13 protein-coding genes are annotated in these 19,277 nt (G+C 55.4%); 7 read left to right on the forward strand and 6 right to left on the reverse strand.

Annotation, left to right across the window (positions count from 1 at the left end; translation table 11 throughout):
- Nucleotides 1-237: 237 nt before the first annotated feature.
- Both purN and purM read right to left on the reverse strand, forming a co-directional pair.
- Nucleotides 238-900, reverse strand: coding sequence for a phosphoribosylglycinamide formyltransferase (gene purN / locus Q3Y58_RS09445; RefSeq protein WP_319622043.1), 663 nt, complete (start codon nucleotides 898-900; stop codon nucleotides 238-240).
- 2 nt (nucleotides 901-902) lie between these two features.
- Nucleotides 903-1,970 carry a phosphoribosylformylglycinamidine cyclo-ligase gene (purM, locus tag Q3Y58_RS09450; protein ID WP_319622044.1) on the reverse strand — a complete coding sequence of 356 codons (1,068 nt, stop codon included), beginning with the start codon at nucleotides 1,968-1,970 and terminating at the stop codon, nucleotides 903-905.
- A gap of 304 nt (nucleotides 1,971-2,274) precedes the next feature.
- On the opposite strand from purM, the gene Q3Y58_RS09455 reads away from it, so the two are divergent.
- The 4 genes from Q3Y58_RS09455 (at nucleotide 2,275) to Q3Y58_RS09470 (ending at nucleotide 7,865) form a co-directional block, all read left to right on the forward strand.
- Nucleotides 2,275-3,366, forward strand: a complete 1,092-nt coding sequence (locus tag Q3Y58_RS09455; protein WP_319622045.1) for an AI-2E family transporter — start codon at nucleotides 2,275-2,277, stop codon at nucleotides 3,364-3,366.
- Nucleotides 3,363-4,043, forward strand: a complete 681-nt coding sequence (locus Q3Y58_RS09460) for an HdaA/DnaA family protein (protein WP_274216975.1) — start codon at nucleotides 3,363-3,365, stop codon at nucleotides 4,041-4,043. The genes Q3Y58_RS09455 and Q3Y58_RS09460 overlap by 4 nt, the downstream gene beginning before the upstream one ends.
- A gap of 86 nt (nucleotides 4,044-4,129) precedes the next feature.
- Nucleotides 4,130-6,346, forward strand: coding sequence for an RNA degradosome polyphosphate kinase (locus Q3Y58_RS09465; RefSeq protein WP_413697801.1), 2,217 nt, complete (start codon nucleotides 4,130-4,132; stop codon nucleotides 6,344-6,346).
- On the forward strand, nucleotides 6,339-7,865 hold the full coding sequence (locus Q3Y58_RS09470; RefSeq protein ID WP_319622047.1) for a Ppx/GppA family phosphatase: 1,527 nt from the start codon (nucleotides 6,339-6,341) through the stop codon (nucleotides 7,863-7,865). Before Q3Y58_RS09465 ends, Q3Y58_RS09470 begins: the two co-directional genes overlap by 8 nt.
- A 52-nt stretch (nucleotides 7,866-7,917) precedes the next feature.
- Here the strand turns inward: Q3Y58_RS09470 and rnd are convergent, their stop codons facing one another.
- The gene (gene rnd, locus Q3Y58_RS09475) at nucleotides 7,918-9,162 is read right to left on the reverse strand and encodes a ribonuclease D (protein ID WP_319622124.1); all 1,245 of its coding nucleotides are present in this window, start codon (nucleotides 9,160-9,162) and stop codon (nucleotides 7,918-7,920) included.
- A 291-nt stretch (nucleotides 9,163-9,453) separates the two neighbouring features.
- On the opposite strand from rnd, the gene aspS reads away from it, so the two are divergent.
- Nucleotides 9,454-11,238, forward strand: coding sequence for an aspartate--tRNA ligase (gene aspS / locus Q3Y58_RS09480; RefSeq protein WP_319622048.1), 1,785 nt, complete (start codon nucleotides 9,454-9,456; stop codon nucleotides 11,236-11,238).
- A gap of 127 nt (nucleotides 11,239-11,365) precedes the next feature.
- The gene (locus Q3Y58_RS09485) at nucleotides 11,366-13,147 is read left to right on the forward strand and encodes an ABC transporter ATP-binding protein (RefSeq protein ID WP_274216972.1); all 1,782 of its coding nucleotides are present in this window, start codon (nucleotides 11,366-11,368) and stop codon (nucleotides 13,145-13,147) included.
- Nucleotides 13,148-13,234: 87 nt separating this feature from the next.
- On the opposite strand, the gene Q3Y58_RS09490 is transcribed toward Q3Y58_RS09485, so the two are convergent.
- From Q3Y58_RS09490 to Q3Y58_RS09500, 3 genes are all read right to left on the reverse strand, one after another.
- Nucleotides 13,235-15,247, reverse strand: coding sequence for a hypothetical protein (locus Q3Y58_RS09490; RefSeq protein ID WP_319622049.1), 2,013 nt, complete (start codon nucleotides 15,245-15,247; stop codon nucleotides 13,235-13,237).
- A gap of 39 nt (nucleotides 15,248-15,286) precedes the next feature.
- Entirely contained in the window at nucleotides 15,287-16,459 is a 1,173-nt protein-coding gene (locus tag Q3Y58_RS09495) for a hypothetical protein (RefSeq protein WP_319622050.1), read from the reverse strand.
- 93 nt (nucleotides 16,460-16,552) lie between these two features.
- A complete protein-coding gene (locus Q3Y58_RS09500) occupies nucleotides 16,553-17,473 on the reverse strand; it encodes a sugar kinase (protein ID WP_319622051.1) in 921 nt (306 codons plus the stop codon).
- Between the two features lie 163 nt (nucleotides 17,474-17,636).
- Here Q3Y58_RS09500 and Q3Y58_RS09505 point away from each other — a divergent pair, with 163 nt between their 5' ends.
- Nucleotides 17,637-19,277, forward strand: coding sequence for an EAL domain-containing protein (locus Q3Y58_RS09505; protein ID WP_319622052.1), 1,641 nt, complete (start codon nucleotides 17,637-17,639; stop codon nucleotides 19,275-19,277).

Genomic DNA, 19,277 nt, shown 5'->3' on the forward strand with positions numbered 1-19,277 from the left:
GAAAGGGCGCTGTTGTCCGAGAGCGCACCCAGTTCGGCGCGCTGGGCGGCAGCATTCATCGCAAGAAATGCGCGATTCATTCAAACCAACGCAGCATCAACGCAAAGCGCGTTCAAACGCGGCCACGGGGATAAGTCGTTCTTGCGCAGCTCAAATGAAGGCGCGCGATTTCCATGGCCGAAAGGGGTAGCAGAGGGGGATAACGGCGTCGCCCTCCGCCAGATTTCATAGGTCAGATCAGACCGTGGGTGCGATCAGATCATCATCCAGATCGTCACTGCCGACGACGGTCACACGCATGCCGTTGATCTCGGTGCGTTCTGCCGCAACCAGCGCCAGCGCTTCCGGATAGATCTGGTGTTCCACTTCCAGAACACGGGCAGCCAGGGTCTGCTCGCTGTCATCATCCAGCACAGGCACCGCGCCTTGCATGATGATTGGTCCAACGTCCATTTCGCTTGTAACGAAGTGCGCCGTCGCGCCATGGAGCTTCACACCGGTCTCCAGCGCCCGAGCGTGGGTGTTCAGGCCCGGAAAGCTCGGCAGCAGGGCCGGGTGGATGTTGATCAGGCGGCCTTCCCATTCTTCGGTAAAGCCCGGCGTTAACAGCCGCATGAAGCCAGCCAGAACCACCAGTTCCACATCGTGCTTCTTGAGTTCAGCGGAAAGCGCGCTGTCAAATGCGGCCCGATCCTTGCCGAACTCCTTGTGATCTATGGCAAAAGTCTGAAGACCGGCCTCTTTGGCAGCCTCAAGGCCAGCCGCGTCGGGGCGGTTGGAGCCCACCACAACGATCTCCGCCGGATATCCCGGCTCCTTGGCGGCCTCAATCAGGGAAGCCATGTTGCTTCCCCGTCCAGAAATCAGCACAGCGACGCGTTTTTTTGTTGCTTCAGACATGCTTAAAGTCCCAGAGAGCCAGTAAATTCAACAGGTTCGGACCCGCGTTGATCCAGATGGCCAATCACGAAAACCTTCTCGCCCTGAAGCTCAAGCAGGGTTTTGATGCTGTCGGCTTCCTGCGCAGAAGCAACCACCACCATGCCGACGCCGCAGTTGAATGTGCGCAGCATTTCAAACTCTTCCACCTGCGCGGTCTGTGCCAGCCATTTGAACACTGCAGGTGCCTCAATGGCATCCAGATTGATCCGTGCCGTCAGGTTTTCAGGCAGGACGCGAGGCAGGTTCTCAGGCAGGCCGCCGCCTGTGATGTGGGCCAACGCCTTGACGCCCGTGGTGTTGCGGATCGCCTCCAGAAGGGGCTTCACATAGATCTTGGTTGGCGTCATCAGCGCCTTGCCAAGGCTCTTGCTCTCGTCGAACGGCGCCGCATCCTCCCAGGAAAGACCTGAACGCTCAACGACCTTGCGTACCAGCGAGAAGCCGTTGGAGTGAACGCCGGAAGACGCAAGGCCCAGAAGAACATCTCCTTCGCCGATGTCGGCGCGAGGCAGCAAGGTGCCGCGTTCTGCAGCGCCAACCGAAAAGCCTGCCAGATCGTAATCGTCCTTGGCATACATGCCCGGCATTTCTGCGGTTTCGCCGCCAATCAGCGCGCAGCCTGCTTGCTTGCAGCCCTCGGCAATACCGGCCACAACCGCCGTTGCCCGGTCAACATCCAGAGAGCCGCAGGCGAAATAGTCGAGGAAGAACAAAGGCTCAGCGCCTTGCACCACCAGATCGTTCACGCACATGGCCACAAGGTCGATGCCCACCGTGTCATGGGTGTCGGTGTCGATGGCGATCTTCAACTTGGTGCCAACGCCGTCGTTGGCGGCAACCAGAATAGGGTCCTTGAAGCCTGCGCCTTTGAGGTCAAAAAGGCCGCCAAACCCACCAATATCGCTGTCTGCTCCAGAACGGCGCGTAGCCTTAACCAGAGGGCTGATCCGCTTTACAAGCGCGTTGCCCGCATCAATGTCCACACCTGCCTGCGCGTAGGTGAGAGACGAACCGTCATTCTGGCTCATGACTGTGCTCCAATCGTAAGAAGAGGGTTAGGCCGAGCGCCCTTTGAGTTTGCGCGCATAGAACCCAAAAAGCACCCCAATTGCAAGGCGTATCGCGCGTTTTAGGCGGTGAAAAACGTGCATTCTGTGCCTCAGCTGCACCCCGGATGTGGTGGGTTCCCACAAGTCTGGGTTTAGGTCTGTTTAGGGATAAACGCGATCATATTGGTGGAAGCACTTGACCGGCCAATTCTTGGTACTTAACACGGGCGTAAGCTTGCCGGTATTATGGCAGGGAGCGCCACAGGACGGAGGTCGCGGAGCAATGAGTTTACGCCAGCAAGTTGGGTTCTGGTTCGCAACCTTTATCGGCCTTGTCCTTTTCCTGTTTGTATTCAGCGACATTCTGCTGCCGTTCGTGGCCGGAATGGCGCTGGCATATCTGCTTGATCCAGTTGCAGATTTTTTTGAAAGACACGGCGTTGGCCGCTTGTGGGCCACCTTGATCATCTTGATCTTGTTCGTCTTTCTGTTCTTCTCCGCACTGTTGATCATTGGCCCGCTCATCGGCACTCAGATCGCCGGTTTCCTTGCCGAGATTCCGCGCATCGTCAACGGGCTGGAGGTCTTGATCTCCGAACGCATCGGCCCGCGCCTTCAGGAAATGGGGCTCCTTTCACAAGGGCAGGTTAAGTCTCAGCTCGGCACCATCATGGGGCAGGCGGCAAGCTGGGCGGCAACCGTACTCCAGTCCATCTGGAGTGGTGGTCAGGCGCTGCTTTCCATCGTTTCTCTGCTCGTCGTTACCCCGGTCGTGGCTTTCTATCTGCTGCTGGACTGGGACAATATGATCGCGCGCATCGACAGTTGGCTTCCACGGGATCACCAGAACACAATCCGTGAATTATGCGGACAAATGAACACGGCCGTTGCAGGGTTCGTTCGCGGTCAGGTACTGGTGTGCCTCATATTGGGAACTTTTTATGCGGTTGGTCTTCTGTTGGTGGGTCTGAAGTTCGGACTCCTCATCGGGCTAACGGCGGGTGTGGTGAGCTTTATTCCTTATATCGGTGCGCTTGCGGGCTTCCTCATGTCCATCGGTGTAGCCATTTTCCAGTTCTGGCCGGATCCTCTCATGATCGGCGCCGTGCTTCTGGTTTTTGCAACGGGCCAGTTTCTTGAAGGCAACATCCTTCAGCCCAAGCTGGTAGGCCACTCCGTGGGCCTGCATCCGGTATGGCTCATGTTTGCGCTGTTTGCGTTCGGCAGCCTGTTTGGTTTTGTCGGAATGCTCATTGCCATCCCCGCCGCGGCCGCAGTGGGTGTTCTGGCCCGGTTTGGCCTGCGGCAGTATCTGTCCAGTCCGTTCTATGCGGGTGTGCACCCCAAACAGAGCAAAGTGGAAGAAGTGGAATGAGTGGAGCGATCACGCCACAGCAATTGCCGTTAGTCCTGCCCCATGAGGAGGCATTGGGGATTGATGATTATCTGGTGAGTTCGTCCAATCAGGTGGCTTTCAACCTGATCAACAATTGGCCGGAGTGGCCATCACCCATCGTTTTGCTTGCAGGACCAATAGGTTCTGGCAAGACACACCTCGTAAACGTGTGGCAGGAAATGAGCGGTGCCACGGTCGTCAAAGCGTCCGATCTGCAACGATGTGACGTGAACAGCCTCTCGGAAAGCGGGCCCGTCGCCGTTGAAGACATCCATCAGGGCTTTGACGAGCGAAGCCTCTTCCATCTGTTCAATGCAGTGCGCCTGCACGGCAGCTCCATGCTGATCACATCCCGCGTGTGGCCACAGTCCATGCCGCTGCAGTTGCCGGATCTGGCCTCCCGTTTCCGGGCCACAACGCCCGTGGAGATCGAAGAGCCGGACGATATGCTGCTCAAGATGGTTCTGACGAAGTTGTTCGCGGACCGACAGATTTCTATTGATTCAACCGTAGTGGATTTCCTTGTGGTGCGCATCGAGCGTTCACTCAATGCGGCTGCACAGATGGTCGATCGGCTTGACCGGCAGGCACTGGCAAGTGGCAAGAAAATTACCCGCGTTATGGCGTCGCGCATGCTCGAAAGTTTAGATGAGTAAACAACTTTTTCGGGCAACTGACAAACAGCTGTAACTATTTGGGTCGATTGAGAAACATCTATTGATTTTACCGGAGGTGCCAGAGAATGAATGATATGACCGAGTTGAGCGCGCAGCCGGTGGCGACGCGCGAAGAAGATTTGGCAAATCTGGAAGACGGCGCGGCTCTGATGCGCTCTCCGGAGCGCTTTGTGAACCGCGAGCTGTCATGGCTACAGTTCAATCGCCGGGTTCTCGAAGAATCCATGAACCCCAGCCATCCGCTACTGGAGCGCCTGCGTTTCCTCTCAATCTCCGCCAACAACCTCGATGAGTTTTTCATGGTCCGCGTTGCGGGCCTGCGCGGTCAGCAAATTGCTGGCGTGTCCAAGCGCTCCGATGACGGCTTGACCCCTCGTGAGCAGCTCGACAAGATCTCTGAGGCGGTTGAGCGGTTGCAAAGTGACCAGCAGTCTCGCTTCCGGCAGCTTCGCACCGAGCTTGCTGAAGAAGGCATCTTCATCGTCGATGGGGATGATCTGAGTTCCGCCGAGCGCACGTGGTTGGAAGACTATTTCCTCCTGCACATTTTCCCGGTTCTCACACCTCTGGCACTGGACCCGGCGCACCCGTTCCCGTTCATTCCAAACCTTGGCTTCTCCCTGATCCTTGATCTGAAGCCAAGCAAGGGCGGGCCGGGCATGACCGCGCTGCTGCGCATGCCAAGCCAGATTGGCCGCTTCGTGATGTTGCCAGAGCCCGATGGTGAGGGCACCAAGGTGATCCGTTTCATTACGGTTGAAACCATCATCAGCCTCTTCATCGCCCAGCTTTTCCCGGGTTACGAAGTGCGCGGGCAGGGGGCGTTCCGCGTAATCCGCGATTCCGATCTGGAAATCGAGGAAGAAGCGGAAGATCTGGTTCGTCTTTTTGAGAGCGCTTTGAAGCGCCGGCGTCTGGGGTCCGTAATCCGTCTGGAAATCGAAGAGGGGACGCCTTCGAACCTGATGCGGTTTGTTGCCGACGAGCTGAATGTAAAAGGCGACGAAGTCTTTAAGGTCAATGGCTTGCTGGCTCTCAACGAGTTGTCACAGCTCATTGACATCAACCGTGATGATCTCAAGTTCACCAAGTATTCTGCGCGCTTCCCTGAGCGCATTCGAGAGCATGGTGGCGACTGTTTCGCAGCGATTCAGCAAAAGGACATCCTCGTCCACCACCCTTATGAGAGCTTCGACGTTGTGGTCCAGTACCTGCGGCAAGCGGCACAGGACCCGGATGTTGTGGCCATCAAGCAGACGCTGTACCGCACGTCAAATAACTCTCCGATCGTAAAGGCGCTGATTGAAGCGGCTGAGGCGGGCAAGTCCGTAACCGCTCTGGTCGAGCTGAAGGCGCGTTTTGACGAGGAAGCCAACATCCGTTGGGCCCGCGATCTGGAACGGGCAGGCGTTCAGGTGGTGTTCGGGTTCCTCGAACTCAAGACACACGCCAAGCTGTCCATGGTGGTGCGCCGCGAGCATGGCGGCCTGAAGACCTACTGCCACATCGGCACAGGCAACTATCACCCGATCACGGCGCGGATCTATACCGATCTGTCCTACTTCACCTGTGATCCTCAGATTGCACGTGATACCGCGAAGATCTTCAACTTCATCACCGGTTACGCTGAGCCGGGCGCGCTGGAGAAGATCGAGATTTCTCCAATGACACTGCGCCAGCGGATCATCGATCTGACTGAGGCCGAGATTGAGCACGCGCGCGCCGGTCGTCCTGCTCAAGTATGGATGAAGATGAACTCGCTTGTGGATCCCGGTATTATTGACTGCCTGTACAGGGCAAGTCAGGCCGGTGTACAAGTTGATCTTGTCGTGCGCGGTATTTGCTGCTTGCGCCCTGAAATTCCTGGACTTTCCGATAATATTCGCGTGAAATCCATCGTAGGACGTTTCTTGGAACACAGCCGAATTTTCTGTTTTGGCAATGGTCATGGGCTTCCATCTCGCGAAGCACATGTGTATATCGGCTCCGCGGATCTTATGCCGAGAAACTTGGATCGCCGCGTGGAAACGCTCGCGCCGGTGGTCAACGCAACTGTGCACGAACAGATTTTGGATCAGATTATGGTCGCCAATCTAGAAGACAATCAGCAGAGCTGGCGCCTGCTTCCAGATGGCAGCCATGAGCGTATCATAGCGGCTCCTGATGAAGATCCGTTCAATGCACACATGTATTTCATGACGAATCCGTCATTGTCTGGGAGAGGTTCATCGCTGAAGGGGGATGGACCAAAACTGTTTGTGGAGCGCCCGAGAAGTGCCTGAAGGTTTAGAGGGTGAGTGTATTCGGGGCCGCTTTATCGGCGCTGGCCCCGTTGCGATCATTGATATTGGTTCCAACTCTATTCGACTTGTTGTTTATGAGCGCCTGTCGCGCAGTCCGACGGCTCTTTTCAATGAAAAAATGTTGGCAGGCCTCGGCCGTGGTCTTGGTCAGACGGGACGTCTGGCCGACGACCGTGTTGAAGCCGCACTAAAAGCGATTACCCGATACCGCGCCGTTTGTGAGCACATCGGGGTAACAGAACTTAGAATTCTGGCCACCGCCGCCGCCCGCGAGGCCTCCAATGGCCCGGACTTTATCCGGCGGGTTGAAGAGATTTGCGGCACGACGGTGCAGATTTTCTCAGGGCGAGACGAAGCCCATTACTCTGCAAAGGGCGTCGTCTCCGGTTTTTGGCGAGCGGATGGCATGGTGGGCGACCTGGGCGGGGGCAGCCTCGAGCTGGTGAACCTTGATGAAGGTACCATTGGCCATGGCATGACGTTTCCCCTTGGCGGCATTCGCTTGCAGGAAACCGCCAAGCGTAGCCTTTCCAAGGCTGCAAAAATCGCCACTACGGAACTAGGAAAAGCCGATTGGCTGACAGAAGCGCAAGGGCGCACGTTCTTCGCAATCGGCGGCACCTGGCGCTCTCTGGGGCGCCTGCATCTGTTCCGTGAAGGCTACCCACTTCATGTCATGCACGACTACTCCATTCCGGCGGATGCAGCTATTGCGTTCTGTGAACGCGTGATGCGCGACGAAGAAGTCGCCATGCGCGGCATTCAGTTCATCTCCAAAGCCCGCCGCGCCCTGTTGCCTTACGGTGCCACGGTGATGCGCGAGGTGTTGCTGCAAAGCAAGGCGGAGCGGGTGGTGTTTTCCGCTTTGGGCGTGCGTGAAGGGCTGCTTTACGAAATGCTGGCGGATGACGAACGGGCCAAGGATCCGCTGATCGAAGCCTCCAGGGAGCTTGGTCTCTTGCGGGCGCGCTCGCCCAACTACGGCACGGAACTCGTGGCGTGGACCAACCGCTTGTTTAACCTGTGCGGCGTCAGCGAAAGCGACTATGAGCGCCGCCTGCGTACAGCAGCCTGTCACCTTTCGGATATTGGATGGCGCGCCCATCCAGACTATCGCGGTGAACAGTCTCTCAATGTAATCTCAAATGCAGGCTTTGTTGGCATCGATCATCCGGGCCGGGCATACCTTGCGCTCTCTGTGTTCTATCGCCATGAGGGGCTGGTGGATGATGCCGTCTCTCCTGAGCTTTACAAGCTGTGCAGCGAACGGCTTCTCAAGATGGCCCGTATTCTGGGTGCATCCTTGCGAGTGGCTTCGCTTCTAAGCGCCTCCATTGAAGGCGTACTGCCGCAGCTTGGGTTGAGCCTGGAAGAAGACAAGCTCGTTTTGACGCTTCCTGAGGGATACGAAGCCTTTGATGGGGAACGTCTGCGCAAGCGGCTCAATCAGCTGTCCCGTCTGTTGGATCTCGACTCTGAAATAGTCGCAGCGGCCTGAGGGCTGGAAAACAATGCAAACAAAAAGGCCCTCCAGATCGAGGGCCTTTTTGTTATTCGCCTGTCTCTGCTGTGGCTGGTGCTTTGGGCCGGGAGTTTCTGTTCCGGCGACGGCTGCCATTGCCTCGTGGCTGAACAACCCGCTCTACAGGCTCACCCTGTTCGCAAAGCACCACTTGGCGTCCGTTGAAAGCGATTGCCACTTCACCGCGCTTGAGACGCAGGGCCGGTTCCCCAAAGAGTTCCCGGCGCCACCCCTTCAAAGCTGCAACATCTGCCTCATCGTCTGCGGCGATCTTTTCAAGATCCTCGACAGTAGCAATCACTTTCGGCGCGACGCCTGAGTTCTCGCTCGTCATCTTTAGAAGAACCTTGAGAAGATCAACAGCGGCTCCTGAACCATCTGGCGCAGGGCGGCCCTTTGGAAGTTCAGGAAGCTCTTCCTCCGGCACAGCCAGGCCACGCGCAACCGCCTTCAGAATGCCGTCCGCGTGCTTGGAGCGCTCAAATCCCTTTGGGATCGTGCGCAGCTGGCTCAGCGCTTCGGCACTCTTGGGGTGCTGCATGGAAATTTCATAGATCGCATCGTCTTTCAGCACCCGGCTACGCGGTGTGTCGCGGCCTTGGGCTTCAGACTCACGCCAAGCTGCCAGTTCTTTCAAAATGGCAAGGTCTCTTGGCTTGCGAACCCGCAACTTCAGCCGCTGCCAAGCCTTGTCCGGATCAGAACGGTAGGTTTCTTCCGACGTCAGTGTTTGCATCTCATCGCCAACCCAATGGGCGCGCCCTTGCTCTTCAAGGCGTTTGATGAGGTAGCGATACACGTTGCGAAGATGCGTGACATCTGCCAGCGCATAGGCAAGCTGCTTTTCGGTGAGCGGTCGGCGTGACCAGTCCGTAAAGCGGGAAGACTTGTCAATAGCGGTTCCGGTAATCTTCTGAACCAGTTGGTCATAGGAAACCGAATCGCCAAAACCGCACACCATCGCTGCGACCTGGCTGTCGAACACCGGAGAGGGTACAAATCCGCCCAGATGGTAGATGATTTCGATGTCCTGACGGGCGGCATGAAACACCTTGGTCACCGCCTCGTTGCGCATCAGGTCGAAGAATGGTTCAAGATCGAGCCCTTCGGCAAGCGCGTCAATGATCACGGCGTCATCGGGGCTCGCCATCTGAATGACACAGAGTTTCGGCCAAAACGTGGTTTCCCGTAAAAACTCGGTATCAATGGTAACAAAATCGGATTGTGCAAGCAGTTCGCAGGCCTTAGCCAGCTCGTCGGTGGTCGTGATCATCTTCATGGTTTGCGAGCTATAGCGTAATGTCGCCATTTTGTCCCGACCAAAAATTAAATCTGGCAGCTCTTGAGGCGGATAAAGGCAGATTATTGACAGGAACTTTCCCGATACGGCAGTTCCCGAACGGCGAAACTTCGTATTCTGGGAAATAATAGCGTTAAAGCCGTGTGTTTTGCTTGCGTCCCTTGACTTTGCCGTTATGACATGGCTTTTCCACCCGACGACCTGTCCAAGGGGACAGGACTCATCAGTTCAAATTCGAGTTTTAAGACTATCACTGAGGACGCTATGCATCGCTATCGAAGCCATACCTGCGGAGAGCTGCGGGAAACCCACGTAGGTGAAACGGCACGCCTTTCCGGTTGGGTTCATCGTGTTCGCGATCACGGCGGTTTGCTGTTTATCGACCTGCGCGACAACTATGGCATGACGCAGTGCGTTGTTGATCCTGATTCCGCCGCCTTCAAGCTGGCTGAAACCGTGCGCGCTGAATGGTGTATCCGTATCGACGGCGAAGTGAAGCGCCGGTCTGAAGAGACCGCAAACGAAGGTTTGGAAACTGGACACATTGAGGTGTTCATCCGTGAAATGGAAGTTCTGGGCGCTTCTCAGGAGCTACCGCTTCCTGTTTTTGGTGAGCCTGAGTATCCAGAAGACATTCGCTTGAAGTACCGCTTCCTTGATCTGCGCCGCGAAACTTTGCACGCAAACCTTTTGAAGCGCACCAAGATCATCAATTCCATGCGCCGTCGCATGAACGATGCGGCGTTCAACGAGTTCCAGACACCAATCCTGACCGCGTCTTCTCCAGAAGGCGCACGCGACTTCTTGGTCCCGTCTCGTATTCATCCAGGGAAGTTCTACGCGCTGCCACAGGCACCGCAGCAGTTCAAGCAGCTGCTGATGATGTCCGGCTTTGACCGTTACTTCCAGATCGCACCTTGTTTCCGTGACGAAGATCCACGCGCTGACCGCCTGCCGGGCGAGTTCTACCAGCTCGATGTGGAAATGAGCTTTGTTACTCAAGAAGACGTTCTGACCACCATGGAACCGATCATCCGCGGTGTGTTCGAAGAGTTTGCCGAAGGCAAGCGCGTCACCGGGGAATTCCCGCGCATTCCTTATGCCGAAGCGATCCGCAAGTATGGCTCTGACAAGCCGGATCTGCGTAACCCGATCGAAATGCAGGAAGTGACCGAACACTTTGCAGGCTCTGGCTTCAAGGTCTTCGCACGCATGATCGAGAACGATCCGAAGGTTGAAGTATGGGCAATTCCGGCACCTAAGGGCGGCTCCCGTGCGTTCTGCGATCGCATGAACTCTTGGGCGCAGAGCGAAGGCCAGCCAGGTCTGGGCTACATCTTCTTCCGTAAGGAAGGCGATGCGTTGGAAGGCGCTGGCCCGATTGCCAAGAACATTGGTCCTGAGCGTACAGAAGCCATCCGCACTCAGCTCGGTCTGGGCGAAGGTGATGCTGTCTTCTTTGCCGCTGGCGATCCAAAGAAATTTGCAGATTTCGCAGGCAAGGCACGTACCCGTGCGGCAGAAGAACTGGAACTTGTTGACGAGGACCAGTTCGCCCTGTGCTGGATCGTGGACTTCCCGATGTACGAATGGGATGAGGAGAACAAGAAGGTCGACTTCTCTCACAACCCGTTCTCCATGCCGGAAGGCGGCCTTGAAGGCCTGAATTCCAAGGATCCGCTTGAGCTGAACGCATATCAGTATGACGTGGTGTGTAACGGCTTCGAGATTGGTTCTGGTGCGATCCGTAACCACCAGGTCGAGGTCATGAAGAAGGCCTTCGAAATCGCTGGTTACGATGAAAGCCTGCTGGAAGAAAAATTCGGCGGCATGTTCCGCGCATTCCAGTATGGCGCGCCTCCACACGGTGGCATGGCTGCTGGTGTAGACCGCATCGTGATGCTTCTGATCGGCGCAAAGAACCTGCGTGAAGTGACCCTGTTCCCGATGAACCAGCAGGCGCAGGATCTGCTGATGGGGGCACCGAGCGATGTGTTCCCGGCGCAGCTGCGTGACCTGCACATTCGCCTGAACCTGCCAGAAGCTTAAGTCGTAGGGCAGGTTGCAACGCGATGTTGTAATCTCATACCAATTTGGAGGGCGGCCTTGTTTATAGGTCGCCCTTTTTGCGATATAGCGCGAGGTGACTCCCGCGTTTCATACTTGAGGACTTCAGGTGTTCAAAGCCATTGGTGATAAACTGTTTGCTGATCCGGATGGGGCGCCCGCGCTGATCCGCCGGCTGATGAGGGAAAACTTCCGGGACTATCGTGGCAGGTATGCGCTGGCATTCCTGTTCATGGCCGTTTCTGCAGCAGCCGGCGCAGGCAGCGCTGCGATCATGAAAAACGTGATCAACGAAGTATTCATCAACCGCGATGCCCAGATGGTCTACATCATCTCTGGAATTGTGATCGCGATCTTCACCATTCGTGGTGCGGCCACCTACGGCCAGCAAGTCATTTTGAGCCGCATTGGCAATTCTATCATCGCCAAGCTCCAGCGCCGGATGTATGAGAAGGTCAACAGTCTTGGCATGCGGTTCTTTGATCACACCTCCTTTGGTGAGATCGCCAACCGGTTCTCGCACAACACGTCTGCTGCACGGCAGGTCATGGATCTGGTTATCCTTGCAGCAGGTCGTGATGTGATGTCTGTGATTGGACTGGTTGCGGTGATGGTCTACCAGAATCCACTTCTCAGTCTGATTTCTCTCACCATCATGCCGCCGGCAATTATTGCGGTGGCGCACCTTGTGCGCCGCGTGCGCAAGATTGCGAAATCCCAGTTTGTGTCCCAGTCCAAGATCCTTTCTTTGGTCAAAGAGACCGCCTTGGGGATCCGGGTGGTGAAGTCCTTCAATTATGAAGGTGACATGCAGCGTTCCATGGATAGCGCCGTGGCTGATGTGGAGCGTCAGGCCAACAAAATCGCCATTTTGACGGCACGAACTTCTCCGCTGATGGAAACGCTGGGCGGCTTTGCCATTGCGCTGATCATCCTCTACGGCGGCTACAGTGTGATCCACCTCGGGCAGGATCCCGGAGCGTTTTTCTCGTTCATTACCGCGCTTCTTCTTGCCTACGATCCGATGAAACGGTTGGCACGCCTGCAGGTGAACCTGAACACGCAGCTGGTAGGCGTCAGGTTGCTCTACGAAGTGCTGGACATGGAAGAAGCGCATCCAAATGACAAGAACCTTCCGGATCTAAATGTCACCAAAGGCGAGGTGAAACTCGACAATTTGCAGTTTCATTATGATGAAGCGCCAGCATTGGATGGCATGACGTTGACCGCAAAAGCGGGCGAGGTAACTGCGCTGGTTGGGGCGTCTGGCGCAGGCAAGTCAACCGTGTTTGCCATGATCGAGCGGTTCTATGAGCCGCAGGGCGGTGCCGTGCTGATCGATGGTCAGGACGTGACGCAGTACACCGTGAAGTCACTACGCAAGAACATCGCCATTGTCACGCAGGATACTTTCCTGTTTGACCGTAGTGTGCGCGAGAACATTGAGATCGGTCGCCCGGGTGCTTCACTCGAAGACATCATGGAAGCAGCAAAAAACGCCAATGCCCACGAGTTCATCATGGCCATGGAGAAGGGCTATGACAGTCCAGTAGGTGAGGGCGGGCTTCTGCTTTCGGGTGGGCAGCGCCAACGCGTAGCCATTGCTCGCGCGATGTTGTCCAATGCACCAATCCTGTTGCTGGATGAAGCCACATCTGCGCTTGATGCCGAATCTGAGAACAAGATCCAGATCGCATTGGCGCGGCTGATGAAAGGCCGCACCACGCTGGTGATTGCGCACCGACTTGCGACCGTGCGGGATGCTGACACCATTCACGTTCTGGAGGCTGGCAAGGTTATCGAGAGCGGCAACCACGATGCGCTCTACAAGATGGATGGGGTCTACCGGCGTCTGTGCGAATTGCAGTTCCGCTCTGAAACGCAGTCCTGACCGTCAAGTTCCTGAAGATAAAGAAAAACCCGCGCTTCCGGATGGAGGCGCGGGTTTTTTGGTTTTGTGGTGATTGGCGGTAGCGCCTTAGTTCTTGATGGTTGCTCCCAGAACCTTTGGTAGGGCCTGCGGGGCAAGCATGGCGTTCGCCGCAATCTGCATTACCGGAACAGCCTGTTCTGGTGCCAGCTCGATCTCAAGCTTCTCCGGGTTCAGAAGGAACAGGGCGAGCTTGTCCTGAAGTTCCTTGCCAAACTCGGTGCTGGCAACCGGGCCCAAATTCTTGACCATCTCGGACACAAGCATATCGACAATGGCTTCTTCCGGCATGCCGGATTCTTCCGAAGACTGTTTGATGAACTTTGTTACCAGCTTGGCATCCGTAACGCGGATAGAGCCGCGGTTCAGAGTAATGTTGACCAGTGCAGCTTCGGCCTCGTCCGGCGTTTCGAAGATCATACGGTCAACGCCGCCAAGCTCAACGTTCAATTGAACGTTGAAGCCCTCTGCAAGCTCAATGCTGTCGTTGAGAACCAGCTCTTGAGTGTCCTCATTCCAAGTAATGTCGGTGTTTTGGTCAAGCTTGATACGTTCCCCAACCAGTGGAACCAGGGCGTCGCCGTCAAACTCATTCGGCATTACATTGAGGTCTTCGGTCTTGAATGAGACCTTTGTTGGGATCTTGTTGATGTAATCCGTGAGGTAGAGCGCCATGCCTTTCAGCGACAGCGCGTCCTTGCCATCTTGCACCAGCTTGATGTCGCCAAGTTCAATTGCGCCAATCTGTGGAGCTTTATCCAGAGCAGCCTGAATTGGTGTTTCAGACACATCCTTGGCTGACAGCATCACCTCGACGAGATCAGGATAGATTACGTCCCTGATGGCGAAGTGGCCGAGTGCCATGTTGCGCTCATCGCGAACAGAAGAGATTTCCAAGCCCGTAAGCTGGATACTGCCAAAACCCTTACCGCTGAAGTCGCGCAGGGCAATCTCACCAAAGTTGGCTGTGGCAGCTTCGCTGCCGAAAGAGATGTCCTGAAGCAGGAAGCTGTCAAACGCGAAAGAGCCAATATGTTTGAAGACATTGCGAGCTGCAGTCTCTTCAAAATCGCCATTGGTTTCCTTGTTGTCTTCGATTACTTGAAGCAACCGGCTGAAATTACCTGGTGCATACTTGAGTTTGGAGATGGACACCAGATCTGCGTTAAAGTTGACTGTTTCATCCTTGGTTTCCACCGCGGTTCTAATGTCCTGGATGGACATTGATCCGATTACTTCCTGCAGACCCTCAGTTTGCTCCGAAAGACCCAGGAAACTGAGAATTGGCAAAGAACTGACATCTCGTGCAGACGTTTGCCCCATGGTAATGGCTATTTTCTTTGGCCGGTCGGCCTCTGCGCTCTCTGGGAAAATCTCGGTGGTCTCATAGGAAGCCACATCGTAACGGGCGAGCTTGCCACCTCTTCGATCCAGGAAGTCCATTCCTGTCAAGCGCGCTGTCTGACTGCCCCCACCGGGAAGTTCCATCTGTGTTTCGGCGCTCGCAATCGTCTCCCTATCTGCCGAACTCGCCAAGAAGAAAGCCTGCAATTTCGCATAGTTTTCAAAAAGCGACGGTGATGTCAGGATCGGGTAGCTACCCTCTTTGGGAATGCTGACATTAAAGCTCCGGTACTCCACGAGCTTGCTGGTGCTGTTTGTTGGAAGATCCGCATCCTCGGCGTCATCAGGGTAGTTGAAGGTCATGTGCACTCCGAGTTCCGGAATAACAATCTCCTCAAAACTATAGGAATCGGCGTTTTCTTCGGCCCCAACGAGATCAATGGTCGCGGTGTCGAAGGCGGCATGAATTTCAAATGTGGAGTCCTTGAACGTGAAGGAAATCGGCACTTCCATCTTCACGTTGGAAAGCGTGACCGTATCGCCTTCTTCTGAAAAGCCTTCGTAGCTTGCGACAGAGGCACCTGCTGCCTTGTAAGAGGCCATTACGCCATCGACGATGGAACGGGCATCGGAGGCCAATGCAGGCGTGGCAGCGAGGCTCAGCGCAAGCACGGAGGCGCACGTCGCGCTGCTGTAAAATGAGGATGACTTAAGCATGCAAATTTGAAACTCGGTTAGTGGGTTGTGCGTCAGCGATCATTGGGTGTTCGCTGTGATTGTAGCCCCTAGCAGATAGGGAAGACTGGAAGGTGACAGCATAAGGGTTCCCATCACTTGAGCAACGGGAACGGGAGCCGTCGGGTCAAGTTTAAGTTGAAAACTCTCAGGTTTTCGCAGGAACGCTTCTGTACTACTTATGAGTTGTGCATTGAACTCGGGCGCTTTGAAGGGCAGCAAGACCCGTTCAAGCGTTTTGCCGAGCTCCTTTGCCAGTGCTTCACGGTCCTGATCGCGGGCGTTGGCCTCCATATCCAGTATGTCGGCGAGCTGACCGTTGTTTTCGAGACGAAGGCTGAGCGAGCTGACCTGAATGGTTTGCAGCAGGTCCAGCGCAATCACGCTTTCCTGGGCGGCAAGGGTCGTGAACTCGAGAATGAGTTCCTCGGTAACGCCGCCAAAGGAAGCGGAAAGGCTCAAGGTCGCATAGTCTTCAGCCGAAATCGAAACATCGTTTACAGTTAGAGTGCCGCTTTCGGACTCCCAAAGGCCATCGGCAACCGCTGAAAGAGAAAGTTCGCTGATACCAAGCCGCGCCAGAGCACTCTGCTGACCGGTGCTGAGCGCATTCAGGTCTGGGCGCAGTCCTGAAAGCTCAAGACGTGCGTGGGACGGCAGACTTCCTTGGTCCCGATCCAGCGCCACTGTAATTTCGCGAATGGGGACGATCGCTCCTGTGGTGTAGTCTTCGATCACAATGCCCTGTACCGCAGCCGTGCTGTAGGACAGAACAAGGTCGGTGTGTTGGTCCACTGAGGACTTGGGGGCGCGCGGTAAGTACATTTCTGTCGTGAGCACCCGGTTGGCTGAGAAGCTCAGTTCCGGGCTGCCGTAGGACAGCGCGTCAATGGCAAGCGCTTCCACCGATAGGTCACCGTTAGCATGGAGCTTGGGTTTGGCAAGGGCAACACCCTCAAACACCAACGCATATTCGGCGCTGTTGTTAAGCGTCGCGCGCAGATTGCCGATGCGAATGTTGCCATCTGTGACGGTGATTGTGTCATAGGCAAGGGCCGTGGCACCCCGTTGCTTGAGTACTTGGAAGAACGCTTCAGCGACTGCGTTCTGCTCTGCTGAAGCAGGTCCGCAGTAGAGTACGATCACAGCCGACAGTGTGAGGACTGCGCTCCTTAAACTGGATGCCACTTTCACGATTAGCCCTCCCAAGCGCCGTTTGAGGCTGCTACTGAAACTGGTTTGGCGCCTGCTTGCAATCAAATTTTGACGAAACAAGGTCATCGGCCCTCAAGGAGAGCCGTCTCGCTTCGGTTCCAATAGCGAAATCGTGAAAGATGCCTCGGTGTCTTCAACGTCGCGCAAGGTGGGTAGCGAAGCTTCATTTCCAAGATATTGAATGGAGTAGGCCGAGGCGGTACGTGCGAAGCGGAAATGGGTTTCCCACTGTTCTGTCGGGTTTGTCAGATAGGAGAAGATGTAAGCCCCGTGGAAGGTGTCGCCTGCGCCATTGGTGTCTATGGTCTTGGAGGGCGGTATGGAAAGGGCAGGCAGGTGCCTTGTCTCGCCGTCTCCTTCAAACCACAACATGCCATACTCCCCTAGCGTGACGCCGCCGACTTTCACTCGTTTGGACCGCAAGTAGTCAAGCGTCGCGTCATATGACTTGCCAATCTGCTCGCAGAACAACTCTGAAACAATAGCTACGTCTATGAACTCCAGAATTTCGTCGGTATCCTGGCGAAAGGCTCCGCCGTCCATTGAAGTCAGGATGCCCTTCTTCCGGCAGGCTTGTGCGTAGTGAAGCGCTGCGTCAGGCATGTGGCCATCCACATGCAGTGCCCGGCAGCCCTCAAGGGAGAGTTCCGGGTAGGGATGCAGAAAGTCGTTATCTCGGCAGCGCACAATCGCCCGGTGGCCTCCTTGAGGCATGATGAAAGACAGGGAGCTCTCATTCACTTTCCGGCTGTGAAGATGAATTCGGTACTTTGACGCCATATCGCGGAACATATGAGCCAGCCAATCCTCCGCAACGGTGCACATGAGGTCTGGCGCAAGGCCCAGCTTTGCGCATGCAAACGCTGCTGTTACTGCATTTCCACCAAAGCTGACGGCATAGTCTTCTGCCAGCGTCTTTTCATCTCCGGTCGGCAGAGCTTTGGTTAGAAACGCGATGTCGATGTAGGCTTGACCGATAAAAAGGGCTTCCATGAAAACCTCCCTGCAGCTGATGAGAGATATACTAGCGCATCCATGCGCTGGGGACATTCGGGAAGATCAAAACAATGATTAAAGAAGTTCGCAGTTTCTTTACTCTTTCATAGTTAAACAGGAAGCTGAGGTATTGCTGCGCACATAGATCTAGGATCACCCATTGTCACGACGTTATACCAGCTTCATTCGGTCGCTGTGCCTGGCGTTGATCTTCTCGCTTGGCCCCTTGATCGTGGCCAACTATGTGCTCGAAAACTTTGCCCTTCAGCAGGCAAAGCAGGAAGCGCGCTCCATTGGCGAGCGTTTCATCACCCGCTCAGAACTGACAATCAACGAAGTTGTCTTGGAACTGCAGTCCTTGGAAACTGCAGGCGTGGTGACGTGCCGCCGCGATCACTTGGATGCACTGCGGGAAGTCGTTAGCAAGTCGGCGTACATGGAATCCATCGGCATCGCAGATGCAAGCGGTAAGCCGATGTGTCTGGTGCCAAGTCGGTCATTGCGCGGTAAACCTATCCTTACAATGCTGGATGATGGAGCCCCGCTGATTGGCATCGGGATGACCGATCAAGGCTATGACAGCATCAAGAAAGCCATAATCTCTCTGCGCACGCCCAACGGATGGCGCCTTTTTTCTGAAGTGTCTCCCTTGGCGCTCAACATTGAGCCAGGGCCTGAATATCTGCGTGGCGCGGTGCGGACAGAAGTAAGGCTCGGACCGGAGACAATCTGGGCCACGGTCGGCAGTCTCAATCTGCCGGAGGGCGAGAGCGATACAACGATCATTTCTCAAACTTCGCTCTCAACGTGGTATCCGTTGGTGGCGCGAGTAGACATTAACGGCTACGCGGCTTTATCACTGGTCGGCCGTTTGCAGATAATCACTGCGATCGTGTGTGCAACAGTGGCCGTGCTGTTCCTTGTCATTGCTGTTTGGTACTCATGGCAGCCTCACAACGAGAGTGAAGATGAGTTCGTCGCTGCCATCAAGAACAACGAGTTCATTCCCTACTATCAGCCTGTAATCGACATTGAGACCGGCGTTTTGCAGGGGTGTGAGGTGCTCATGCGCTGGCGCCGTGAGAATGGCGAAATGGTTTCTCCTGGCCAGTTCATGACCTATGCCGAGACATCCGGCCACATCTTTGAAATGACGCGCCGCTTGATGGTTCAGATCATCGATGAGGTAGGGGATCTTTATGAAGCAACGCCGGATCTGAAGATTTCCATAAACCTGTTCGCTGGACACTTCAAAGATCGAACCATTGTCGAGGACGTTGGAGAACTGTTTCAGGGCAGCCCAATCAAGTTGGAGCAGGTGGTTCTGGAAGTGACAGAACGTCAGCCACTGCATGACATCAATGCCGCAAAGAAGATCATTGCCGAACTGCAGGCCATGGGCGTGCGCATTGCGCTTGATGACGTGGGAACAGGGCACGGCGGTCTGGCCTATCTGCAGAAGCTTGGCATGGATATCGTCAAGATCGACAAGATGTTCGTTGATCCACTGGGGCAGGAGACGAGTACCGCACGGATCGCCGACGCAATTGTTGAGCTTGCAGAAAACCTCGGCATGGGCATCATCGCAGAAGGCGTTGAAACCTATGAGCAGATCCTTCATCTGCGAAAGCTGGGTGTTACCGCCGCTCAAGGCTATATCTTTGCAGCACCGCTTCCGGGCGAGGCGTTCCTCAAGTTTGCTGAGGAGCATGAAACCGGTACTCGGAATATCGTGGCGGAACTCGACAGGAACTATGAAGCCCGTCAAGAAGAAGCTCAGCCTGCCGCTGCTGGCTCCTAA

Source organism: Nesiotobacter zosterae, assembly GCF_033843645.1.
GTDB lineage: Bacteria > Pseudomonadota > Alphaproteobacteria > Rhizobiales > Stappiaceae > Pseudovibrio > Pseudovibrio zosterae.